This is a genomic window from Amycolatopsis australiensis (genome assembly GCF_900119165.1).
Taxonomy (GTDB): Bacteria; Actinomycetota; Actinomycetes; order Mycobacteriales; family Pseudonocardiaceae; genus Amycolatopsis; species Amycolatopsis australiensis.
In genome coordinates, this window is sequence record NZ_FPJG01000006.1 from 6,446,220 (window position 1) to 6,467,624 (window position 21,405).

General features: G+C 71.0%; 19 protein-coding genes. 13 read left to right on the forward strand and 6 right to left on the reverse strand.

What is annotated here, in order from left to right:
- Positions 1-12: 12 nt before the first annotated feature.
- Entirely contained in the window at positions 13-1,461 is a 1,449-nt protein-coding gene (locus tag BT341_RS31420; RefSeq protein ID WP_072479705.1) for an aldehyde dehydrogenase family protein, read from the forward strand.
- Between the two features lie 5 nt (positions 1,462-1,466).
- Here the strand turns inward: BT341_RS31420 and BT341_RS31425 are convergent, their stop codons facing one another.
- The gene (locus tag BT341_RS31425; RefSeq protein WP_072479706.1) at positions 1,467-2,120 is read right to left on the reverse strand and encodes a TetR/AcrR family transcriptional regulator; all 654 of its coding nucleotides are present in this window, start codon (positions 2,118-2,120) and stop codon (positions 1,467-1,469) included.
- 259 nt (positions 2,121-2,379) lie between these two features.
- On the opposite strand from BT341_RS31425, the gene BT341_RS31430 reads away from it, so the two are divergent.
- Genes BT341_RS31430 through BT341_RS31440 form a run of 3 tightly spaced genes read left to right on the forward strand, consistent with a single transcriptional unit; the run spans position 2,380 to position 5,835 of the window.
- Positions 2,380-3,765 carry an MFS transporter gene (locus tag BT341_RS31430; RefSeq protein ID WP_218177785.1) on the forward strand — a complete coding sequence of 462 codons (1,386 nt, stop codon included), beginning with the start codon at positions 2,380-2,382 and terminating at the stop codon, positions 3,763-3,765.
- A gap of 16 nt (positions 3,766-3,781) precedes the next feature.
- Positions 3,782-4,462 (forward strand): transporter, encoded by a 681-nt coding sequence (locus BT341_RS31435; RefSeq protein ID WP_072479708.1) that lies wholly within the window; start codon positions 3,782-3,784, stop codon positions 4,460-4,462.
- A 20-nt stretch (positions 4,463-4,482) separates the two neighbouring features.
- Positions 4,483-5,835, forward strand: coding sequence for an NAD(P)/FAD-dependent oxidoreductase (locus BT341_RS31440; protein WP_072479709.1), 1,353 nt, complete (start codon positions 4,483-4,485; stop codon positions 5,833-5,835).
- A 45-nt stretch (positions 5,836-5,880) separates the two neighbouring features.
- On the opposite strand, the gene BT341_RS31445 is transcribed toward BT341_RS31440, so the two are convergent.
- Positions 5,881-6,324 carry a cupin domain-containing protein gene (locus BT341_RS31445; protein ID WP_072479710.1) on the reverse strand — a complete coding sequence of 148 codons (444 nt, stop codon included), beginning with the start codon at positions 6,322-6,324 and terminating at the stop codon, positions 5,881-5,883.
- A gap of 109 nt (positions 6,325-6,433) precedes the next feature.
- Between BT341_RS31445 and BT341_RS31450 the strand changes: the two genes are divergently transcribed.
- The 7 genes from BT341_RS31450 (at position 6,434) to BT341_RS31480 (ending at position 14,119) form a co-directional block, all read left to right on the forward strand.
- Positions 6,434-7,033 carry a TetR/AcrR family transcriptional regulator gene (locus BT341_RS31450; protein ID WP_072479711.1) on the forward strand — a complete coding sequence of 200 codons (600 nt, stop codon included), beginning with the start codon at positions 6,434-6,436 and terminating at the stop codon, positions 7,031-7,033.
- A gap of 186 nt (positions 7,034-7,219) precedes the next feature.
- Positions 7,220-7,891, forward strand: a complete 672-nt coding sequence (locus BT341_RS31455) for a hypothetical protein (RefSeq protein ID WP_072479712.1) — start codon at positions 7,220-7,222, stop codon at positions 7,889-7,891.
- Positions 7,892-8,153: 262 nt separating this feature from the next.
- The gene (locus tag BT341_RS31460) at positions 8,154-8,690 is read left to right on the forward strand and encodes a PAS domain-containing protein (protein WP_072479713.1); all 537 of its coding nucleotides are present in this window, start codon (positions 8,154-8,156) and stop codon (positions 8,688-8,690) included.
- A 970-nt stretch (positions 8,691-9,660) separates the two neighbouring features.
- Positions 9,661-10,557: an SDR family oxidoreductase gene (locus BT341_RS31465; RefSeq protein ID WP_072479714.1), complete on the forward strand. Its 897-nt coding sequence runs from the start codon at positions 9,661-9,663 to the stop codon at positions 10,555-10,557.
- 1 nt (position 10,558) lies between these two features.
- Positions 10,559-11,470: an RNA polymerase subunit sigma-70 gene (locus BT341_RS31470; RefSeq protein ID WP_072479715.1), complete on the forward strand. Its 912-nt coding sequence runs from the start codon at positions 10,559-10,561 to the stop codon at positions 11,468-11,470.
- 316 nt (positions 11,471-11,786) lie between these two features.
- On the forward strand, positions 11,787-12,581 hold the full coding sequence (locus BT341_RS31475; protein ID WP_177328937.1) for a hypothetical protein: 795 nt from the start codon (positions 11,787-11,789) through the stop codon (positions 12,579-12,581).
- A 2-nt stretch (positions 12,582-12,583) separates the two neighbouring features.
- Positions 12,584-14,119, forward strand: coding sequence for an outer membrane protein assembly factor BamB family protein (locus BT341_RS31480; protein ID WP_072479717.1), 1,536 nt, complete (start codon positions 12,584-12,586; stop codon positions 14,117-14,119).
- 167 nt (positions 14,120-14,286) lie between these two features.
- On the opposite strand, the gene BT341_RS31485 is transcribed toward BT341_RS31480, so the two are convergent.
- Both BT341_RS31485 and BT341_RS31490 read right to left on the reverse strand, forming a co-directional pair.
- Positions 14,287-15,048, reverse strand: coding sequence for a cutinase family protein (locus tag BT341_RS31485; RefSeq protein ID WP_072479718.1), 762 nt, complete (start codon positions 15,046-15,048; stop codon positions 14,287-14,289).
- Between the two features lie 150 nt (positions 15,049-15,198).
- Positions 15,199-17,838 carry a LuxR C-terminal-related transcriptional regulator gene (locus BT341_RS31490; protein WP_177328938.1) on the reverse strand — a complete coding sequence of 880 codons (2,640 nt, stop codon included), beginning with the start codon at positions 17,836-17,838 and terminating at the stop codon, positions 15,199-15,201.
- A 150-nt stretch (positions 17,839-17,988) separates the two neighbouring features.
- On the opposite strand from BT341_RS31490, the gene BT341_RS44550 reads away from it, so the two are divergent.
- Positions 17,989-18,237, forward strand: a complete 249-nt coding sequence (locus BT341_RS44550; RefSeq protein WP_143168688.1) for a hypothetical protein — start codon at positions 17,989-17,991, stop codon at positions 18,235-18,237.
- Between the two features lie 342 nt (positions 18,238-18,579).
- On the opposite strand, the gene BT341_RS31495 is transcribed toward BT341_RS44550, so the two are convergent.
- Complete coding sequence (locus BT341_RS31495) at positions 18,580-19,422, reverse strand: LysR family transcriptional regulator (RefSeq protein ID WP_072482287.1); 843 nt, start codon at positions 19,420-19,422, stop codon at positions 18,580-18,582.
- 100 nt (positions 19,423-19,522) lie between these two features.
- Here BT341_RS31495 and BT341_RS31500 point away from each other — a divergent pair, with 100 nt between their 5' ends.
- Positions 19,523-20,407, forward strand: a complete 885-nt coding sequence (locus BT341_RS31500) for an aldo/keto reductase family oxidoreductase (RefSeq protein WP_072479720.1) — start codon at positions 19,523-19,525, stop codon at positions 20,405-20,407.
- A 494-nt stretch (positions 20,408-20,901) separates the two neighbouring features.
- Here BT341_RS31500 and BT341_RS31505 read toward each other — a convergent pair whose 3' ends face one another.
- A complete protein-coding gene (locus BT341_RS31505; RefSeq protein WP_072479721.1) occupies positions 20,902-21,399 on the reverse strand; it encodes a GNAT family N-acetyltransferase in 498 nt (165 codons plus the stop codon).
- Positions 21,400-21,405 lie beyond the last annotated feature (6 nt).

Genomic DNA, 21,405 nt, shown 5'->3' on the forward strand with positions numbered 1-21,405 from the left:
AAGGCGAACGTCATGACGATTCCCCAGCCGGTCAACTACATCGCCGGCGAGTGGCGCGAGTGCGCGACCGTGCCGGGCGCGTGGAACCTCGATCCCAACACCCGCACTCCGCTCCACCCTCTCGTCACCACCACGCCCGGCGACGTCGAACACGCGCTGCGGCACGCCGACCGGTGCTACGACGCCGGCCGCTGGGACGAGGACGCCCGGAGAGAACGCGCCGAGCTGCTCCGACGCGTCGCGGACAACCTGGCGGCCCGCGCCGAGGACCTTGCCCGGACGGACGCACTGACGAGCGGCACCCCGATCAGCGTCACCCGCGCACTCGCGGCCTTCCTGCCCGCGCGGCTGCGCGCGGCGGCAGCCGATCTGGAGACCATCCCGCGCGTCACGGCGCTGGCCGCCGGCGGCCGCGACGTCCGGCTCTGCAAGGTGCCCTGGGGCCCCGCGGCGATCCTCACCCCGTGGAACGGGCCGAGTTTCATCCCCGCCGCCAAGACGGCGAGCGCCGTCGCGGCGGGCTGCCCGGTCCTCCTCAAACCCTCCGAGCACGCACCCGGCAGCGCCCAGATCGTCGTCGAGTGCTTCGTCCAGGCGGGCCTGCCCGCGGGCGCGCTGCAACTGGTGCACGGCGCCGGCGACGTCGGTGCCCGGCTGACGGCCGACCCCCGCGTCAAGATCGTCTCCTTCACCGGCGGGCCGGGGGCGGGCCGCGCCATCGCACGGGCCGCCGCGGAGGACTTCAAGGTCCTGCAGCTGGAACTCGGCGGCAACAACCCGGTGCTCGTCCTCGACGACGCCGACCTCGACGTCGCGGCCGACGGCATCCTCGAGGGCCTGACCAAGCTCAACGGTCAGTGGTGCGAGGGGCCCGGCAAGATCCTCGCGCACCGCCGTCTGGCCGAGCCCCTGCTCGAAGCGCTCGGCGAGCGGATCGCGAAGCTCGTCGTCGGTCATTCGCTCGACGACGACGCCGAACTCGGGCCGATCTCCAACGCGCCGCATTTCCGGACGTTGCAAGGAAGAATCGAGCGGCTGCGTGACCTCGGCGCGGTCATCTACCAGCCTGCTCGACTGCCTCAGCTCGACGGATACTTCCTGTCGCCGACCATCGCCACCGGCGTCGACCCGGCCCACGCCACCGCCGAGCTGTTCGGTCCTGTCGTGTCCCTGCACGCTGTGGACTCCGACGACGAGGCAGTGCGCGTCGCCAACGCCCACCCCTCGGGCCTCGACGCCTACGTGTTCGGCGCCGACACCGGCCGCGCGATCGAGGTCGGGGCGCGCCTGTCGGCCGGAGAGGTACGGGTCAACGGCGCGAAACTCGCCGACCTCGGTGCCGGCTCGGCGCAGAGCTTCTGGGGCCCGGCCGGAATCGGCGGGCACGGCCCGGCCGAGTCGGTCCGGGTCTTCTGCGGTGACCGGGTCGTCGGCGTGGACTCCCCGGACCTCCCGTTGTGAAGGGCTCAGGTCGATCGGTTCGAGGCGGCCTTCACCCTGGACCGGCTCCTGGGCCGCTTCGCCGCCGCCTGCCCGATCCGGGCCGCGAGCCAGCTGTCCAGCACGGACGTGACGAGGTTCAGCTGCTCGTCGGCCAGCGTCTGCCCGCCCCGCGTCAGCCAGTTGATGGCGAAGCCGTCCGCCAAGGCGGCGATGACGTCGATGATGTCGTCGATGGCTTCGGCGGTGAGCTGCTTCTCCTGGTCCGCGTTGCGGAGGATGGTGCGCATCGTGTCGAACGCGCGCTCGTAGACCCCCGTTCCGCGGTTCTCCGGCTGCCGCTGCGCCCAGCTGAACAGCTCCAGTGTCGTCGCCGCGAAGCTGTGCGACTCGAAGTAGCAGCCGATGACCCCGCGCAGGAGCTCGCGGGCCGTCACGGCGAGGCCGGCGTGCGGGTCGCTGTCGGCGAGGACGCTTTGGAACCGGGCGGCCACGAAGTCGAAGACGTCGGCGAACAGGTCCTCTTTGGAGTCGTAGCAGTAGTGCAGCGTCGCGAGCGGTGCTCGGGCCTGTTCGGCGATCCGTCGCGTCGTGGCGCCGTCGATGCCATGGGCGGCGATGACTTCCACCGCCGCGTTGACGAACTCCTGACGCCGCTCGCCGGCCGGGACGCGTGGCATGCAGCCCTCCTGATCTTCACGTGCTGTGCGACTGGGACAGCTGACTCAGTCAACGCAACCCTACCAGTCTCACGCGACCGAAATATTGGTCAAACGTCTTGATCGCATGACCAAGAAGAGTTAGCGTCATGACGCAGCTCACGGGGGATCGATCGCAGGCCCGCCCACGTCATCGGAGACGAACATGGCAGAACTCCATCGGCCCGGACTTCCCCACGCGGTGCCCACTCGTCCGCCGGGCAGGGGACCGCTCATCGGAATGGGCGCTCTGCTGGTCATCCTGACCAACGCGGTCATCTTCGTGGTGCCGCCGCTCCTGCCGGTCATCGAGGCGCAGTACCACCTCGCCACGCTCGCCCGGACGACCTGGGTCTACACCTCACTCACCCTCGGTGGGGGCGCCGGCTTCATCCTGCTGCCGCGGCTCGCGGATCTCCGCGGCGATCGCCACGCGTCCGTGGTCGCCTCCGCCTTCCTCACGATGGGCGCGCTCGTTCCCGCCGTGGGCAACTCCTACCCGGCCCTGCTGGCGGGCTGCTTCGTGATGGGGTTCGGGGGTGCCGCCCAGCTGCTTCCCCTCGGATTCCTCCGGCGGAACCTGGGCCAGGGCGGGATCACGGTGGGCGTGGCGGTTCTCGTCGTCGCCACCGGGATCGGCATCGTCGCCGGCATGATCGGCGGCGGCCTGATCGTGCAGTACCTGTCGCTGCGGAGCTTCTTCGTCATCCTGACCGTCGCGTTCGCCGTGACGACGGTCGCCTCGTACGTGATCGTTCCGCACACCCCGCCCGCCGAGCCCCACGGCCGCATCGGCGTGGCCGGCACGGTCTGGATGATCGGCTGGGTGGCGGCGATCCTGCTGACGCTGACACAGGGTCTGGTGTGGGGCGCCGGGGCGTTGATCCCGTTGGTCGTCGGCACCGTCGGCGGGATCTTCTGGGTGCGCGTCGAGCGGAAGTCGGCCACGGCGGTCTTCGACGTCGCCTTGATGAAGGCCCGGTCGGTGACCGCGGCGTGCGTGTGCATCGCGCTGTTCGCGGCGGTGAACGCGGCCTACCTGCTCCTGGTCAGCGATTACGCCCAGGTCGTCCCCGGGGCCCTTCGCCCGGGCGACGCCTACGGCCTGGGTCTGAGCGCCCTTCAGACGGGCTGGCTCATGGTGCCGTTCGCGGTGACGTTCCTGCTCGGCGGTGCCCTCGCGGATCGTCCGGTGGCCCGTGGGCACGGCGTGCCGGTGCTGCTGGCCGGTGCCGGGGTCAGCGCCGCGGGTCTCGCCTGGCTCGCCCTCGCTCACGACCAGCAGTGGCACTACCTCGTCGGCGCCGCCGTCATGGGCCTGGGCTGCAGCGTCGGCTACGCGGCCGGCTTCGCGATGGTGCAGATGGCGGTGCCCGAGGAAAAGGCCGGCATGGCCGCCGGCGTCGCCGGGACGTTCATGGCGGTGGGTTTCGCCGTCGGCACCGCCTTGATCAGCGCCGACCTCAGTGTCGCGGTCGTCCCCGTGCCCGGCACGGGGCAAGCGGTCGCCGCGGCGGACCTCTACGGCTCGGGCTACTGGCTCGCGGTCGTCCTGGCCCTGCTCGTGGTGGTGCCGCTCGTCGTCTCCCGCGCACGCGCCCCCCGTCACCGTCTTCAACCGAACTGAACCGAAGGAACCCGAGATGATGGCTCTGCTGTTCGCCCTGGCCGACGTCTGGATGATCGTCGCGGGCTTCACCTGTGGCTGGAAGTTCATCCGGCGCTACGGCAACTACCTGCTGGGTCTGGAATGGATCGTCGTCGCCACGTCCGGAACGAACTTCCTGCTGTGGTCCCTGCTCGGCGGCGACGAGCACAGCTTCATGTACTTCGTCGCGTATTTCCTGGACGCGTTTTCGCGGTCCGTCGGCATCACGCTCATCCTCGTGCTGGGCCTCATGCGGGTGACGCACCGCTACAAGCCGTCCGTGGCAACGGACATCGCCGCGTTCGCGCTCGCCACGGCGGCGGGACTGTACCTCCAGCAGTTCCACCGGGGATTCCACGCCGGCCCGGCCACCTTCTACGTCGTCGTCAACGCCGTCACGGCGGTCTACCTCGCCTACTTCGTGTGGCGGCTCTGGCGGGTCGACGCCAAGGGCCGGGCGGTGGCGACCGCGCTGGCGACCGCGGCGGGGTTGACCATCGCGGTCCTGTACGACTTCTTCCCGATTCCGGACGACCAGTACCGCACGACCTTCTACACCCTCGCGCTCGCCACGTGGGGAACCCAGCTGTTCATCATGTTCCGGGCCTACCGCGCCCTGCACGACCACAACGTCGCCATCGGAATCGAGCCCGTCCGCAGCGTGGCGCGGGCCTGACCGGGATCGGAAGTGAGCTCATGAAGACAGCCGACGTCGACTACCGCACCTTCAGCGGCTGGATCGACCCGCCGTCCGATGTCCGGCCGCCCTTGACCCGGAGCCTCGATTGCGACGTCGCGGTCATCGGCGGCGGACTGGGCGGCATGTCGACCGCGCTGCGTCTGGCCGAGCGGGGCCGGGACGTCGTGGTGCTGGAAAGCGAGTTCTGCGGCCACGGCTCCAGCTCGCGCAACGCCGGTCAGCTGGCGAGCGCGCCGGGCGGTGACATCCAGTTGCTGAACCTCTTCTTCCGCAAGAAGATGCCGGCGATGTCGCGCTTGACCGAGCACGCGGCGCTCCATGTCGAAGACCTCATCAAGCGTCTCGGCATCGACTGCGACTACGAGCAGACCGGCAACACGTTCGCCGCGGTGTCGCGCGGGCAGATGGGGCGGGTGCGTCGCGTGGCCAAGATCCTGCGCCGGTCCGGCACCGAGGTCCGGCTCGGCACGAGCGAGGAGCTCGGCATCCCCCGCGGCTTCGTCGGCGGCATGCGCGAAACCGAGGGCGGGATCATGAATCCCGGCAAGTTCACCCGCGGCGTGCGCCGGGGTCTGCTGTCGTCGTCCGCTCGCGTCTTCGAGCGGACGAAGGTGACGGACGTCGTCCGTGACGGCGCTCGCGTCGTCATCTCGACGCCCCGTGGTGAGGTCCGCGCGAACCGGGCCGTCCTGGCGACCAACGCCTTCATGGGCGAGTGGAAGATCGCGCCCCGGCACCTCGCGGTGCCCCTGTGGGTGATCGAGGTGGAAACCGAGCCGATCGCCCCGGAGCGCCTGGACGCGCTGGGCTGGACCAGCCGTTCCGGGCTCGTCACCCAGCACAACATCATGGAGAACTACCGCCTGACCCCGCGCAACACGATCGTGTTCGGCGTCCGGCGGATCGAGCGCGGCCAGACCTTCCCGCTCCCCGCGGGAACGAAATCTCCCGACCCAGGCCTCGTCCAGGAGCTCGCGGACGCCTTCGCGACGCGCTTCCCGAGCCTGGCCGACGTGGCCGTGGACCGTGCCTGGGGAGGCTGGATCGCCATCACGCCGTCGTGGCTCCCGGTCGCCGGCCGAATCGGCGACAACGTCTTCTACTCGATCGCGTGCAACGGCCACGGCCTCGGCCAAGCGCCGTACGTCGGATCCCTCATCGCCGACCTCATCGTCGACGGCGAGCGCCCCGAAGACCTGGAAGTAGTGTGGACGAGGAAGCCCAAGTTCCCCCGCCCGGTCATGATGAGCCCGCTGGGACTGCGCACCATCTGGGCCATCGACCGCTTCAACGACATGATCAACGGCAGCCGGCGGAACGCTGCGAAGAATTCGCGTCCGGCGGCTTGAACGGTGATCACGCACGGCAGCCGGTCCCGCACGTCAAGCGAGTCTTCAGGCGGGGATCGAGTCGAAGCGACCTTTGAGAGACGCGCGCAACTCCTGCGTAGGCGTCCCAGCCGCCAAGCCGCCGCCGAGTTCGGCGAAGAAGTCTTCGAGACCGGCGGGGGTGACGAGGATCAGCGCGCGGGCGTCGGGGCTCGCCGTGAAGCCGTGACGCGTTCCGCGCGGCACGAACACCCAGCTTCCCGGTACCACCTCGACCTCCTCCATCCCGATCGTGAACGTGAACCGGCCCTCGATCACGTGGATGCACTCCTCCCGCTCGCGGTGGATGTGCGGGGGCGGGCAGGCGGCGTTGCCGCGGAAGTCGATCAGCTCGAAGGCGCCACCGGTCTGGGCGCCGCTCATCGCCACCCGGCCGAACAGCGGCAGTTCGCGGCCCTCGTCCGGGCCCACCACCCGCGCCTGCGGGGCCTGTGACTGTTGCTCGGTCATCGAAGTTCCTCTCTCGCAGGTCAGTGGCACACGACTGCTATCCTGACAGTTGAATGCCTTCATGGCACATGTGTGACATTAAGCCTGAGCGAGAGCGGGGTCAACACCGATGGGCCGGGAGAGTCAGAAGCGCCGGACGCGCAAGGCGCTCGTCGAGGCGGCGGGCCGGCTGATCGCCGACGGAGGGCGCCCGTCGGTTGCCGAGGTCGCCGACGCCGCCGAGATCTCCCGGCGCACGGCCTATCGGTACTTCCCCAGCGCGGAGCAGCTGTTCGTCGAAGCAGCCCTCGAGGCGACCCGGCAGAACATGGAACTCTCGATCGACCGGGGCCCGGCCGACGAGCCAGTCGCCGACCGGGTCGACCGCCTCGTCGACGCACTGTCCCGGATGACCTTGGACAACGAGCCGCTGCTGCGGCAGATGATCCGCCACACCATCGACCGCGACCCGATCGAGCCGGGAGTACCGCCGCGTCCGAGCCGTCGCCTGGAGTACGTGGAACGCACCTTGACCCCGCTGCGGGGCGCCGTCGACCAGGACGAGCTGGACCTGCTGACCCACGCCCTCACCGTGGTCATCGGCATCGAGTCGACGATCGTGCTGCGCGACATCTGCGGCCTCGATTCAGCCGGAATCCTCCGCGTCCAGCACTGGGCCGCCCGGGCACTGGTGACCGCGGTGAACACGGCACGTTCAGCACCGTCTTGATCCCTCACCGCACACGCCTCACCTGGCGGAATCACGAGCGCCACCTCGCGGTCCGAGCCGGCCCTTCGCCACGCGGTCGGCCGGAGCCGCGCACCGCCGAACAGGCGCTGCCGAACAACACCCCACCGACCCACTCCCGAGTCGGTGCCAGCATCATCCCGCTCTGTGCGGGCGAAGAGGAGCGAGATGGGAACCCGCCCACTGTCACGGCGGACACTGCTCGGCGTCACCGCCGGATCCGCGGCTCTGCTGACCGGCGGATGCGCCACTACTGAGCAGGCCCAGCCCGCGGCCCTGCCGCCCGCACCGGCCGGCGGCACCCTGATCATGATCATCAGGCACGCCGAGAAGCCGGCGGGCTCCGGCACACCTCAAGGCATCGACGTCGACGGCAACGCCGACCCGCACTCCTTGACCGTCGCCGGCTGGACCCGCGCGGGTGCGCTGGTGGAGCTGTTCGCGCCCGGCGCGGGCAGCGTCCGGGCCGGTCTCGGCCGCCCCACGGCGATCTACGCCGCCGGCGGCACCGGCGGAGAAGGCCGGCGACCCCGCGAAACCGTCAGCCCCCTGGCGGCCCGGCTCGGCCTCCCCGTCACCACCACCTTCGCCAAAGGCGGCGAGACGGCGCTGGCGGCCGAAGCCGCCCGCCGCAGCGGCGTCACCTTGATCAGCTGGCAACACGAAGAAATCCCCGCGCTCACCGAGGCGTTCGGGACGGTCAACCCCGCACCTCCTCACAAATGGCCGGACAACCGATTCGACATCGTGTGGATCCTGGCACCGGCCGGCGCGGGCTGGTCCTTCACCCAGGTCCCTCAGCTGCTTCTCGCCGGCGACAGCGCAGATCCGATCCGCTGACCGAGACGCTCGTCAAGCAAGCTCAGGCCGTCGATGACCGTGGCAGCTTCGCGTCCGGCGCCGGTGAACTCCAGGCTCAGGCGCTTGGCCACCGCGCCGCCGACCGGCTGGACGGTTGAAGCCACATCAATCGCCGCTCTGGCGACCGATGGAGCAACCGCATGGCACCGGCCGGCGCGGACATACCCCGCCACCGAACCACCGCCACACCGATCCTGCGGTCGCGATTGTGTTCCCATAGGGCTCGGGCGAGGACGAGGCCATGGCCACGCACGCGGTGCTCGTCGTCGACGCCGACGGCGTGATCCGGCAGTGGGACGCGGGAGCCGAGCAGCTGCTCGGCCACCCGGCGGCCGACGCCGTGGGGCAGACGCTGGACCTGATCGTGCCCGCCCAGCTGCAGGCCGCGCACTGGGCGGGGTTCCGGCGCGCGATGGCGGCGCCGAAGGTGAAAGATCTCGCGGCCGACATACCAGTGAGGTGCGCGGACGGCGAAATACGCACCTTCGCCGGGCGGCTGCTGGCGCTCAGCGACGGCCTCGGCGTCGCACTCGGCGCAATGGCGATCTTCACCGACGCCGGCAGCACCGGCGTCCGTCCCTTCGGACAGCGGAACGGTCGTGCACAGTACGTCTTCGACACCAGCGGCGCCGCGCCCAGCCTTGCCACAAGCTGTGTGACGACGACGCTGCCCTGCGCAACTTCGTTCACGTGCAAGCCGCAGGTCCCAGCCGAGCAGCGTCCCGGACTGTTCCGCCGAAGACGCGGACCAGCCAGGACACTTCACTCCTCCGGTTGACTCCGACCGGTCAGCCGACTCCACTCACCGGCCGCGGCCGCAGGATCGGCTGCCAGGGCCACCATGTCGACGTATCGAGGCCTTGCTGCGACTCGGATCCTGCCCTCCTTCGTACAGCCCAAGACCACACACCGCAGCTGCTGGCCCACTGACGGCCACGACCGTCCGGCTCGTCTGCGATGTCAGCCTTGTCCACGAACCCGACTTCACCGTCCTGAGATGCCGCGTAGGCAGTCCCGGTCTTGCTTGCGACTGATGACTCCATGGAGGTCGCGTGCACGAGTGAAGTGACGGGGGGTGGTTGCCGAGAGCAACCGCGACCTCTTCACACGGGCTCTTGGATTCGAGATCGAGTTCTTCGCGCGCGGCACCAGCACCGCACTGCGGTTCACCGACGGTCAGGGCCGCCAGACCGCAGGCTTCCCCTGGTGGGACGACATTTGCCAGGACTGCGGTCGTGGACCTCTACTGAGGTCCTCCTGGGCGACGTCAGCCGGCCGTACAGGGATCTCGACCAGTGCTGGCGCATCGTGATCTGGCGGCACGCCGACCGGGCCTACATCGCCGAAGGCGCAGACGAGTCGTCGTTCCGCAGCCTGCACTGGGTGACCGCTGCGGAGTACGCCAGCGCCTGGGCGCGGCCGGTGCGAGCGACTACGGCGGCTACGCACCGGGGGCCGGCGCCGTCGGGCGCGGACAGCGCCATCGCCAGTACCGGCGGCCCGCTCGAACGCCACGCATGGATCACCGATCACCACCTCGGCCTCGCACCATCCGTCACCTGCGCTCCGGCCAGTTCCAGAGTGCGACGGAGGTGCTCGCGCACCCTGTCGATGCGGCCCGCTTCCAGCAGCGCCAGTCCCCGCCCTTCGACGGGGGTCGCTTCCAGCTCGACGACAGGGCCGCATCCACCGCCGTGACCAGTTCCGGGTGGCCCGATGGTCCAAGTAGGCGAGAGAGAGGAAAACCCATGATCTTGCTGACAGGGGCGACCGGGCTGACCGGATCCGCGGTGCTGCGCGCGTGCGTGGACGGCGGGCTGCCCGTCCGCGCGCTGGTCCGCGACCGCGCGAAGGCCGCCGGCTTCCCGGACGGTGTCGACGTCGTGGCCGGCGACCTGCTCGCCCCACCGGCGAGCGCGTTCGACGGCGTCGACCGGGCCCTGCTGATCTCCTCGGCCGACGAACGGCTCGTCGAGACGCAGCAGGCGTTCATCGACGCCGCGGAGCGGGCCGGCGTGGGGCACGTCGTGAAGCTGTCCGGACGGGGGTGCCGGAGCTCGTCCGGCTTCCGGTTCGCGCGGATGCACGCCGAGGTCGAGCGGTACCTCGCCGGCTCCGGGCTCGCCTGGTCGGTGCTGCGGCCGAGCCAGTTCATGCCCGTGTACTTCCGCGAGGTGCCGTCGATCCGGCGCGACGGTGTGCTGGCGCTGCCGATGGGGGACGCGAAGCTCGCGCCGGTCGACGTCGGCGACATCGCGCGCGTCGCCGTCGCCCTGCTGCGCGGCGAAGGCGACGACGGCGGGCGGTACGAGCTGACCGGGCCCGAGGCGCTGACGATGACCGAGGTCGCCGCGCGGATCTCCGCGGTCGCCGGCCGGCCGGTCCGCTACGTCGACGCCGACCCGGCGGCCAAGCGGGCGGAGCTGCTCGCGGCCGGGATCCCCGCCTTCTTCGCCGACGCGATGGACGAGCTCTTCGCCGAACGGCGGACGGGCGCCGAAGAGTCCCGGGTGGACCTGGGCACGCACGAAAGGTTCGGGGTCCGGCCGACGACCTTCGCCGAGTTCGCCCGGCGGCACGCGGCGGTCTTCCGCGGCGAGGCACCGCCGACGCACCTGTGGGCCTCCGGGTGGCAGCCGGCGTGACATGCTGACCACCATGCCGGGCCGGGCCGCGTTCGAAGCGCAGCTCGGCCCGCTGCGCCGGGAGCTCGCCGGGTACTGCTACCGGATGCTCGGGTCGGCGTTCGACGCCGACGACGCCGTCCAGGAGACGCTGCTGCGCGCGTGGCGCGGGCTCGACCGGTTCGCCGGCCGGGCCGCGCTGCGGACGTGGCTGTTCACCATCGCCACCCACGTCTGCCTGGACGCCTTGCAGGACGCGCGACGCCGGGCGCTGCCGGCGAACGTCACCGACGAGCTCGGGCCCGCGCACCCCCGGGAGGCCTGGATCGAGCCGGTGCCGGACCGCTGGGTCCTCGACCCCGCCCGCGCGGCGGTGGACCGCGAGTCGGTCCGGCTGGCGTTCGTCGCCGCCCTGCAGGTGCTTTCGCCGCGCCAGCGCGCGGTCCTGCTGCTGCGGGACGTGCTGCGGTGGCGGGCCAAGGAGGTCGCGACGCTGCTCGACACGACCGAGGACGCGGTCAACGCGGTGCTCAAGCGGGCCCGCGCCGCGCTGCCCGCCCCGGACCCGGCACCGCTGTCCGGTGACGACCGAGCGCTCCTCGCCCGCTACGTCGAAGCGTTCGAGCGGTTCGACATCGACGCGCTGGTGGCGTTGCTGCACGAAGAAGCGACGCTGTCGATGCCGCCCTACGACGTCACGTTGCGGGGGCGTGCCTCGATCGCCGCCTGGTTCCGCTCCCGGCGCGCGGCCTGCGAAGACGCGCAGCTCGTGCCGGTGGACGTCAACGGCGGTCTCGGGCTGGCGCAGTACCGGCGAGGCAGCCCGTTCGCGATCCACGCGTTCACGACGGCGGCCGGCCGCATCACCGCCGTGCACACGTTCCTCGACCCGGCACTGTTCCCCCTGTTCGGGCTTCCGGAGGCGGTGCCGTAACCGGATACGCCGGCCCCCGTGGCAAAAACCATCAGCCCTGTCTTCGCATCTGCAGATCCGCTGAAAGGCCGGGCTGAACCCCAAGCCGGAGCCGGTCCACCCGCGCCCTGGCGGGGAGGGACACCGGGAATACGGCCGGTGGTTTCACCGATGCGCGAAAAGGGCGGCCGGACTTAGCGTCACGTCCCGAATACCCAGACCCAGGAAAGGGGTGATCGGGATGCGTCGCAGGCTTCTTCTCCTGCTGATACCGGTACTGGCCATGCTCGGAGGGGCGGTGGTACCGGCGGGCGCCGCAACGGTGTCCACCCAGACCGTGACCGTACGGTACGGCCCGTGGACGATTCCCGCCGGGACGATGGACCAGCCCGGTGAACTCGCCAACAGCTTCGCGCTCATCTCCAAGCCCTGCTCGTCCTGCGACATCGTCGGCGAGAAGCCGGATCTCGTCTACGCGGACGGCAGCACGGCGAACATGGACACCGGCCCGATGCTGCACCATTTCGTCATCAGCAACCTCTCGGGCAGGGACGCGGTCTGCGGAATGGCGGGCGACCGGATCTGGGCGTCCGGCAACGAGCGCACCGAGAAATCGTTCCCTGACGGGTACGGGCTGCCGGTCCGCAACCTCGACCGGTGGGGACTGCTGACCGACCTGATGAACTACTCCAGCACCCCCAGGACCGTCTACCTCAGCATCACCTACACCTACGCCGGGGCCGCCACCACCACGCCCGTACGCTCCCTCTGGCTGGACGCGGGAGGATGTCTCACCTCCGACTACAGCGTCCCCGCGGGGCCGAGCGTGCACACCTGGAGCTGGATTTCGGCGGTCGGCGGGCGGCTGGTGTTCGCGAACGGCCACATGCACGTCGGCGGCGTGCACGTAGCCGCAATCGACAAGACGACACGCACAACGCTGTGCGACTCCTACGCCGGGTACGACACGATGGCCGGAATGCGGGCGCTGACATCGATGGGAACCTGCTCGGGAAACCCCATCGCGACCGTGCACCTGGGTGACCTGATCACCGTCAGCAGCTACTACGACTCGCCGGCCGCGCAGGACGGCGTCATGGGCATCGTGCACGCCTACCTGGCAGCGGGGTGACCATGAGACGCCAGGTAACGGCCCTGACGGTCATCGGTCTTCTGCTCGTCGCCGCACCCGCCGGCGCCACACCGGTGCCGTACGTCGGTGGCTGGACAGTGGCGGGACAGAACCTCGGCAACACGCGCGACGCCGCCACCGAAACGCTGATCTCGCCGGCCAACGCCGGGACGCTGCGGCCGCGGTGGACCGCGTCCCTGGGCGGCGACGTGGCCGCCACGCCCACCGTGTCACTGGGCACCGTGTTCGCCCCCGACTACGGCGGAAACCTCACCGCCCTGAGCGCGCTGACCGGCACCGTGCTGTGGCAGCACCCGATCTCCTACTACAGCGGGGTGGCCGGTGACGTGTCGCGGACCAGCCCGGCGGTCACCCCGGCCGGCGTCATCTTCGGGGACGGGGTCTCCAGCGTGCCGAGCACCGGTGGCGCCCGGATCATGGCCGCCGACCGGATCACCGGCGCCCGGCTGTGGAGCACCGTCATCGACGCCGACCCGGCCGCGATGGTGACGACGTCGCCGGTGGTGGACGGTGGCACCGTCTACGTCGGTACCGCGAGCCGGGTGGAGTTCGGGGATCCGAACCCGATCCGGGTCCGCGGCGCGATCGTGGCGCTGGACGCGACCACCGGGGCGGTGCGGTGGCGGCGCTACACCGCACCCGACGGCTACACCGGCGCTTCGGTGTGGGGCAGTTCCTTCGTGGTCGACCATGCCACCGGCCGGCTGTTCGCCGCGACCGGGAACAACTACACCGTGCCCGACGGGATCTGCACCCAGCCGGGACAACAGGATTGCCGGCAGGCCGCGAACGACGACTACGCCGACTCGGTGCTCGCGCTGGACCTGAACACCGGGTCGGTGCAGTGGGCTTTCCGTACGCTCAGCGCCGACGTCGGAGCGGTGGACTGCGACACGTGCGGACCGGACTACGACTTCGCCCAGGCGCCGAGCCTGTTCCAGGTCACCAGGAACGGGGTCGTCCGGCGCATCCTCGGCATCGGGCAGAAGAGCGGGATCTACTGGGCGCTCGATCCGGCCACCGGCCACGAGTTGTGGCACACCGTGGTCGGACCCGGCAGCGACCTCGGCGGAATGGAGTGGGGGTCGGCCACCGACGGCACGCGGATCTACGTGGGCATCGGCAACGCCGACCACCAGCCGTACCGGATCACGGGCGCGGACGGGACCACGACAACCACCGACGGCGGATCGTGGGCCGCGCTCGATCCGGCCACCGGAGCCAAGCTCTGGCAGGTCGCCGATCCGTACGCGACCCTCGACGTCGGTTTCCTCAGCACCGCCAACGGCGTGGTGTACGCCGGTGGTATCAACGGGGCCGCCGACACCATGTTCGCGCTCGACGCCCGCAACGGCGCCATCCTCTGGCGGTTCAACAGCGGTGGCGCCGTGGTGGGTGGCGCGGCGATCGTGAACGGCACCGTCTACTGGGGTTCGGGCTACTGGTTCGGGTTGTGCGCCGACCAGACGTACTCCTGTGCGCACAACAACAAGCTGTACGCCTTCTCGCCTGCCTGACCCGGCCGGGTCCTGGCGGGCATGCATCCCGCCAGGACCCACGAGAAGTCACGGCGACCGCCTGCTGGCATCCCGTTCGCCGCGCGACCGTCAGGTGGTGCCGGGATGGGCGACAGGTGGTGCCCGCCGATGTCGGCGGGCACCACCGCAGCCCGGATCCGGGCGGGTCAGCTCACGCCGAGGCCGCGCAGCTGGGACACCACGAACGCGGTCGCCGTCTGGTCGTACAGCAGGGTGTAGTCCAGGTGCGCGCCGATGTTCGTGCCGCCGGCGCAGAACGGGTCGCCGAGGTCGCAGAAGGAGCGGATGATGTTCGCGAACGGCACCAGCGACTGGCTGGGCAGCCGCGGGAACAGGCCGGTCGCGCCGACGGCCGTGCCCCGGTCGAACGAGAGGTTCGGCATGTGCCGCGGGTCGCCGTACTGGACCACGGCCGCCACGTGGCCGGCGACCGAGGACGGGACCGGGCTGCTGGCCGGGCCGAGGCCGAGCACCCCGCCACCACCACCGAGCGCGTCCCCGATGATCTGCGCTCCCTGCGAGTAGCCCACCATGACGATCTTCTGGTCGGGGCAGGCCTGCACCTGGGCGGTCAGCTGCTGCTTGACCGCGGTGTCCCCGGCCGTGCTGCTGTAGTCGTACGGCGTCAGCAGCGCCGGGTAGCTGACCGAGGAGGTGCTGACCGTCGAGCTGACCGCGCTCTGGATCTGGGCGACCAGCGCCCCGATCGCGCCCGGCCCGGGCGCCTCGGTCGAGCCACGGGCGGCCAGGACGTGCACGGCGGCGCACGGGGACGTCGGGGCGGGCACAGCGGCGGCGACACCGGCGCCGAGGCCGAGGGAGACCAGAGCGCCGGCTCCGGCGATGGACGCCGCCCGGAACAGGCCGCGTGACCAGGTGCCGGTGCACGGGTTTCGGTGGGATGACATCACGAGCTGACCCCTTTGTCTGCTTGGCCGGGAGCGTGGCTGCCGGCGACTGCGATGAGCGGACTGGTGCGGTGGTGCCGGGCACCACGTCCTCATCCTGGGAGCAGCCCGGCACGGTCCGCATCGGTGCAATCACCGGTGTCCGGCGGGTCAGCGGAGCAGTGCGGCGAGCTCCGTGCGGGACCGCACGCCGAGCCGGGTGAAGATGTTGCGCAGGTGGTGTTCCACCGTCCGGTGGCTGACCAGCAGGCGCGCGGCGATCTCGCGGTTGGTCGCGCCGTCCGCCACCAGTTCGGCGATCCGGGCCTGCTGCGCGGTCAGCGCGGCCCGTCCCGGCCGGCCGCCGGCCACCGACTCGCCGGCGGCCCGCAGTTCCGCACGAGCCCGGTCCGCCCACGGGTGGGCCTCGTGCGAGCTGAACACCGCGAGCGCCTCCCGGAGCAGCTCGCGCGCCTGTTTCGGCCGGCGGCAGCGCCGCAGTTCGTGCGCGTAGAGCAGTTCGGTCTTGGCCATCTCCAGGCCGCCGTAGCCGCTGCGATGCAGCCGCACCGCCTCGCTGAAGTGTTCCATCCGGTCGCCCGGCCGCACGGCCAGCAGGGCGTGGCAGCGGTGGGACAACGCCTGACGCGGCACGCAGGACGACCGGCCGATCCACTCGTCGAACGTGCTCAGCGCCCGGCTTCCGGCCTCCGGCTGGTGACAGGGCACCGCGGCCTCCACCACCTGCGGTGCGGCCATCACCCGCAGCGCCAGGTGCGGGCCACCGGTGTCGTACGCGGACATGCGCAGCCGGACCAGCGCGTCCGATGGCCGGGCGTCGGCCAGGTCGGCGCAAGCCAGCGCCCAGGACGCCAGCGCCGCGGGCCGGGCGAGGCAGTGCGTGCGGATCGGGCCGTCCGCCGCACGCAGTCGCAGCAGCACGAGCTCCCGGTCGCCGCGCAGCGCGGCCAGGAACGCGAGAATGGTGAGATGGTCGGCGGCGCAGTTGCGCTGGCCGGTCGCGGTCGCCTCGGCCAGGCCCGCCGCGCCGGCGGCGGCCGCCGCGGCGTGGCGATCCAGCAGCAGCGCTCCCATGGCCAGGTACACCAGCGCCCACGGCCGCAACGCCCGCTGTCCGCGCAGTTCGGCGGCCCGGACGGCCCGGGTGGCCGATTCGACGACGGCGGTGGCGTCACCGAGGGTGTACGCGGCCTGGCTGGCCAGGATCGCGCCGAGCGGATCGTCCAGTTCGGCCGCCCGGCGCACGGTGGCCCGCAAGGGCCGGACCGCGTCGGCGTGCCGGCCTTCGTAGGTGGCGAGCATCCCGGCGAAGTGGTCCTGGGCGAGCGCCGCCAGCGGGCTCGGATTCGTCGTGCGCAGGGCGGCCGCGCGGTGGGCGACTGCCCGGAACCCGGCATAGTCGCCGGTCAGGCAATACGCCTCACCGGCCAGCACGGCCGCCACCACCGCCTGCTCGTGATCTGCTTCGGCCAACCCGGTGACAGCGGCCAGCAGTTCCTGCGCCGCCGTCACCGGCGAGCCGTCCCGCAGCGCCATCTCCCCGGACAGTGCCGCGGCGAGCGCCCGCTGCCGGGTCCCGATCCCGGGACGCACCTGCCGTAACAACGTCCGCGTGCGCAGCGGCCGGCCACCGGACCACGAGTCGCGCGCCGCGTTCAGCAGCCATCGCGTGGCCACCTCGGTCCGGTCGGCCAGCGCCGCCGCCCGTTCCCACGCGGTCGAGGAGGCTTCGACGTTGCCTGCCGTGGACAGCGCTTCGGCGGCGTTGGCCAGCTCGTCCCGGCATTCTCGCTGTTCGAGCCGGTCTTCCCGGGTGACGGCCCGGTGCCACATCCACCGGTCACGGTCGTGGGCCGGATGCAACACCCGGACCAGGGCACGATGGGCGTCCCGGCGCTCTCGTTGCGACAGCTCCGCGTGCAGCAGCACGCCGACGAGCGTCGCCGCCGGCACCAGCGCGCCGTCCTCGATCCGGATCAGCCCGCAGGTGCAGGCTTCATCGACTGCGGCGCCGGTGTGGCCGGCCAGCACGCGGTCCGCAGGCAACCGCTCCTCGAGCACGGCGAGCGCCACTACCTGCCGAGCAGCGGACGACAGGCCACGGAACCTGCGCAGCACCGCGGCCCGATACCGGCTGTCCGCGGGCAGTTCCAGCCGCTCGGCGGGCTGGGCGGCGCCCAGCTCCACCAGCGCCAGCGGGTTCCCCTCCGCGAGTTCGACGATGTCGGCCTGAGCGGTGTCCGTGACGCCGGCTGGTGCGCGCTGCGCCAGTAGCGCACTGGCGTCGTCGCGGGAAAGTCCCCGCAGCCACAGCCGGTCGACGCCGGCGAACGGATCGCCGGCCAGCTCGGTGACTTCGGGCCGTCCAGCCAGCACCATCGCGACCGGCGTGCCGGACAGGCGGCGGGCGGCCATGCCCAATACCAGTGACGAGAACGGATCCAGCCAGTGCGCGTCGTCCACGCAGCACAGCACCGGCCGGCCCGAGTCCGCGGCCGCCACCAGTCGGTCGCGCACCCATTCCGCGGCCGCGACAGGCGTCCCCGCAGGCAGGACGAGCGGCTTCAGCCCGAACAAACGGGACACGCCGCCCAGGCGGACCGTGTGCTCGGGTTCGACACCGGTCACGGCGAAAACCTGGAATCCCTCGGCACCGCGTCGTACCTCGGACAGCAACGCGGTCTTGCCCAGGCCCAACGGCCCGACGATCAGCACCGCCCCGCCCGAACCCGCCCGGGCGGCGTCGACGAGCAGCCGAAGGGCGGCAATCTCGCCTTCGCGACCGTGCAAGTCCTCGCCGTGGCAAGCCTGTGCACCGGTTCGTCCGCGTGGCGTCCCTGCCATGTCAGCAGTATGGAGGCCGCGGCACGGCCGCAACAGGCGCGTGCGCTCTGATTCCCTCGTATCGTGAAAACCTGAACCGAGAAAGACGGTCAGGTCGTGCGAAACACGAAACGCCGGTTCGATCCGGACTTCCGTGCCGGTGCCGGTGCGAATCGCGGCCGAACCGGCAAACCGGTCGCGCGCGATCCGAATCGGGTGCACGCGAACCGGCAGAACGACGGGCGGTCGCACAGCGGCTCGCCGGCCGAGGACAAGCACGAGGAACTGGCCAGGCTGCGTCCCTGCGCCGGTGGCGTAGGTGCGTATGAGTATCTTGCGACCGATGCGGCCGCCCCTCGGCGGTGACCGGAAACTGCCGCGAATCCGCGTTGCCTGGCCGCAGCAGCTCCCTCCTCACGCCACGGTAGGTCCCTTGAGGGTTGCCTGGCGGTGCGAATGAACCTTGTCTCGCCGAGACAAGCCTCTGTCGCGGGTCTGGTCCATCGGCGTGGCGCGGACCGGGTACCCGCGACCATCACCTCGCCGCCATGGTCGCCGGGCGTACGCGGCGCTGCGCGCGACCGTGAACAATGCGAGCATGGCGCGCCGACCACGGCGACGGCTTTCCACGGACGGGTACCAGGTTTCTCACTTGCTTTGTTCCTTGAGGCATTCGCTGTTTCAGGTGACATGCCGAGGATGCGCCCATCACAGCCGCGAGGCTGTCCGGACCAGGCCGGCCAAGGTGCGCGAGCGGCTGTGCGCCGGCCAGACGATGTGGGTGGTGACCGGTGGTGCGTCGGTCAGCGGAACGGCGGCGTGTTCCTCCCACAGCCACGTGCGTGCCGACTCCGGAAACACCGTCATCGTGCGGCCGAGAGCGATCAGCTGGGCCAGCTGTGTCTGATCGTGGACCTCAGGCCCCGGACCCGGCGGATACACGCCGCGGCCGGCCCAGCGGGCCGGCGGCAGGTCCGGGATGTCCGCGATCTCGTCCAGGGACAACGATTTCCGCGTCGCCAGGGGATGCTTCGCCGGCAGGATCGCCACTTGCCGCTCCGTCATCAGCTCCACGCTGTCGAACCCGGCGAGGGAGTTGAACGGCGTGTGCATCAGCGCGACGTCCGCGCGGCCGTCGCGCAGCATCTCCTCCTGCTCGCACGTGCCGCTGGGCAGGACGTCGATGTCGACCGCGTCCGGCTCGGCCGCGTAGGCGTCGAGAAGCTTGTTCAGCAGTTCGTGGAACGCGCCTGCCTTCACCGCGAGCACCAGGCCACCGTGCGACACGCTGCCGGCACGCCGGGTGCGCCGGACGGCGGCCGTCGCCGCGTCGAGAGCGGCGCGCCCCTCCTGCAGCAGGATCTCGCCGGCGCCGGTCAGTGCGACCCCGCGGCGGTTGCGCACCAGCAGCGCGACACCCAGGCGGCGCTCCAGTTGCCGGATCGCCCGGGACAACGGCGGCTGGGCGATGCCGAGGCGCTCGGCAGCCCGGCCGAAGTGCAGTTCTTCGGCGACGGCGACGAAATACCGCAGCTCGCGGGTCTCCAGCATGTCCACACCACAGCCTACCTCCCTGTGATACCTGCCCGGTATCACAGACCACCGGATCGGTGTTGGCCGCATCACCCGGCGGCGGACCACCATCGACGGCATGAGCACCAACACTGTTTCCCTGCCCGGTGGCACGTGGTCCCTGGGCGAGCTGACCGTCACCCGCTTCGGCTACGGTGCCATGCAGCTGGCCGGCCCCGGAGTCATGGGACCACCGGCGGACCGAGACGGCGCGATCGCCGTCCTGCGCAAGGCCGTCGACCTCGGTATCACGCACATCGACACCGCGGACGCCTACGGCCCACACGTCACCAACGAGCTGATCCGCGAGGCACTGCACCCCTACCCGCCGTCACTGCACATCGTGACCAAGGTCGGCGCCCACCGCGACGCGCACGGCGGCTGGTCCCCGGCCCGCCGGCCCGAGGACCTGCGCCGCGCCGTTCACGACAACCTGGAAACCCTTGGCCTGGAACGACTCGACGTGGTCAACCTTCGCCTCGGTGACGCCACGGGACCGCAGCCCGGCTCACTCGCCGAGGCATTCGGCACCCTGGTGGAACTGCAGCAGCAAGGCCTGATCCGGCACCTCGGCGTCTCCAACGCGACCTTCGAGCAGGTCGCCGAAGCCCAGGCGATCGCGCCGATCGTATGCGTGCAGAACATGTACAACCTCGCCCACCGCCACGACGACCCGCTGATCGACGAGCTCGCCGGCCACGGCATCGCCTACGTGCCGTTCTTCCCCCTCGGCGGATTCAGCCCGCTGCAGTCCTCGACACTGTCAGCGGTCGCCGACCGGCTGGGCACCACACCGATGTCGGTCGCCCTGGCCTGGCTGCTGCACCGCTCACCGAACATCCTCCTCATCCCGGGCACGTCGTCGCCGGCGCACCTGGCCGAGAACGTCGCGGGCGCGGCGACCCCGCTCTCCCGCGACGACCTGACCGAACTGGACAAGATCGGCTCGCCACACGAGAGGTGAACCGGCACGCTCGGCCGAACACGATCCCAAGCCGCGGGCTCCCGACCATCCCAACCTCGACGCGCCGGCGCTGCGGGAACCGAGCCGGGTTCCGGGGCCGGCTGGATCAAATCGTCGGCGAGGTGCTGGCGGCGCGATCGCCGGCCCGGCCTGTCCGGGCCGGTGGCCAGCCGGATGGCGGTGAGTTCGTCCGAGCGGCGTTCGGCCGCCTCGGCATTCAGCAGGTTCAGCACCTGCGAGTCCCATCCGTCGCGGCGCGCCTGCATGACGGTCATCGACGGCAAAGCCGACGCACTGACCACTCCCCTGCCCGGCGACTGCATATCGTCCAGCCAACATCCGCTTTCGGCCCCGAGGCGGTCGGCTGCGGACGACTGACGAGGGAGCGTCAGCCGGCGAAACGCTGTCCGACCGCCGCAGCCGCCTGCGATGAGCGCGGCGATCCTCGTCGCTACCGACGGTAGTCCGCCGATCCAGTCACCGCTTGGGACGTGTCACGAGATCCGCGGCAACGCGAGCCAGTCCTGCCAGGTGATGTCGCGGCCCAGAAATCGAGGCCGGCGGAACGGCCAGTCCGTGGCGATCCACCTCGGCACCAGCGCATCGAGCGCACGCTCCACTTCGCTGCCGACGAGGTCGTCCACCACCCACCAGGACACCTCGCCGTCGGAACCGGTGCGCTCGGGCGGGTCGATGTACACGCAGCCGAGAATCGCGGTCTCCTCCTCGTCCAGCAGCGCATAGTTGAACGACTGATGCGCGGCTATCTCCTTCTCGTGCCGCAACAGGTCGAGGCGGTCCTCTTCATAGGTCATCGTTTCCTTGGGCCAAGCCCAGGCCGGGCCGAAGATACTCCACAGACGCTCCCGGGAGCCCATCACCGCGGGATAATCGAGAGCAGTGTCCGCCTCGCGGATCGGCCGAAGGTGAAGCGCGGTGCCGAGCACGGGCGTGTAGACGGGGTGGACGAAGTCGTCGGGCAGCCAGCTCATAGCGGC

Bases quoted from the DNA above. Each gene is read 5' to 3' on its own strand.
- BT341_RS31420 (WP_072479705.1), top strand. From the start codon at position 13: ATGACGATTCCCCAGCCGGTCAACTACATCGCCGGCGAGTGGCGCGAG.
- BT341_RS31425 (WP_072479706.1), bottom strand. From the start codon at position 2,120: ATGCCACGCGTCCCGGCCGGCGAGCGGCGTCAGGAGTTCGTCAACGCG.
- BT341_RS31430 (WP_218177785.1), top strand. From the start codon at position 2,380: ATGGGCGCTCTGCTGGTCATCCTGACCAACGCGGTCATCTTCGTGGTG.
- BT341_RS31435 (WP_072479708.1), top strand. From the start codon at position 3,782: ATGATGGCTCTGCTGTTCGCCCTGGCCGACGTCTGGATGATCGTCGCG.
- BT341_RS31440 (WP_072479709.1), top strand. From the start codon at position 4,483: ATGAAGACAGCCGACGTCGACTACCGCACCTTCAGCGGCTGGATCGAC.
- BT341_RS31445 (WP_072479710.1), bottom strand. From the start codon at position 6,324: ATGACCGAGCAACAGTCACAGGCCCCGCAGGCGCGGGTGGTGGGCCCG.
- BT341_RS31450 (WP_072479711.1), top strand. From the start codon at position 6,434: ATGGGCCGGGAGAGTCAGAAGCGCCGGACGCGCAAGGCGCTCGTCGAG.
- BT341_RS31455 (WP_072479712.1), top strand. From the start codon at position 7,220: ATGGGAACCCGCCCACTGTCACGGCGGACACTGCTCGGCGTCACCGCC.
- BT341_RS31460 (WP_072479713.1), top strand. From the start codon at position 8,154: ATGGCCACGCACGCGGTGCTCGTCGTCGACGCCGACGGCGTGATCCGG.
- BT341_RS31465 (WP_072479714.1), top strand. From the start codon at position 9,661: ATGATCTTGCTGACAGGGGCGACCGGGCTGACCGGATCCGCGGTGCTG.
- BT341_RS31470 (WP_072479715.1), top strand. From the start codon at position 10,559: ATGCTGACCACCATGCCGGGCCGGGCCGCGTTCGAAGCGCAGCTCGGC.
- BT341_RS31480 (WP_072479717.1), top strand. From the start codon at position 12,584: ATGAGACGCCAGGTAACGGCCCTGACGGTCATCGGTCTTCTGCTCGTC.
- BT341_RS31485 (WP_072479718.1), bottom strand. From the start codon at position 15,048: ATGTCATCCCACCGAAACCCGTGCACCGGCACCTGGTCACGCGGCCTG.
- BT341_RS31495 (WP_072482287.1), bottom strand. From the start codon at position 19,422: ATGCTGGAGACCCGCGAGCTGCGGTATTTCGTCGCCGTCGCCGAAGAA.
- BT341_RS31500 (WP_072479720.1), top strand. From the start codon at position 19,523: ATGAGCACCAACACTGTTTCCCTGCCCGGTGGCACGTGGTCCCTGGGC.
- BT341_RS31505 (WP_072479721.1), bottom strand. From the start codon at position 21,399: ATGAGCTGGCTGCCCGACGACTTCGTCCACCCCGTCTACACGCCCGTG.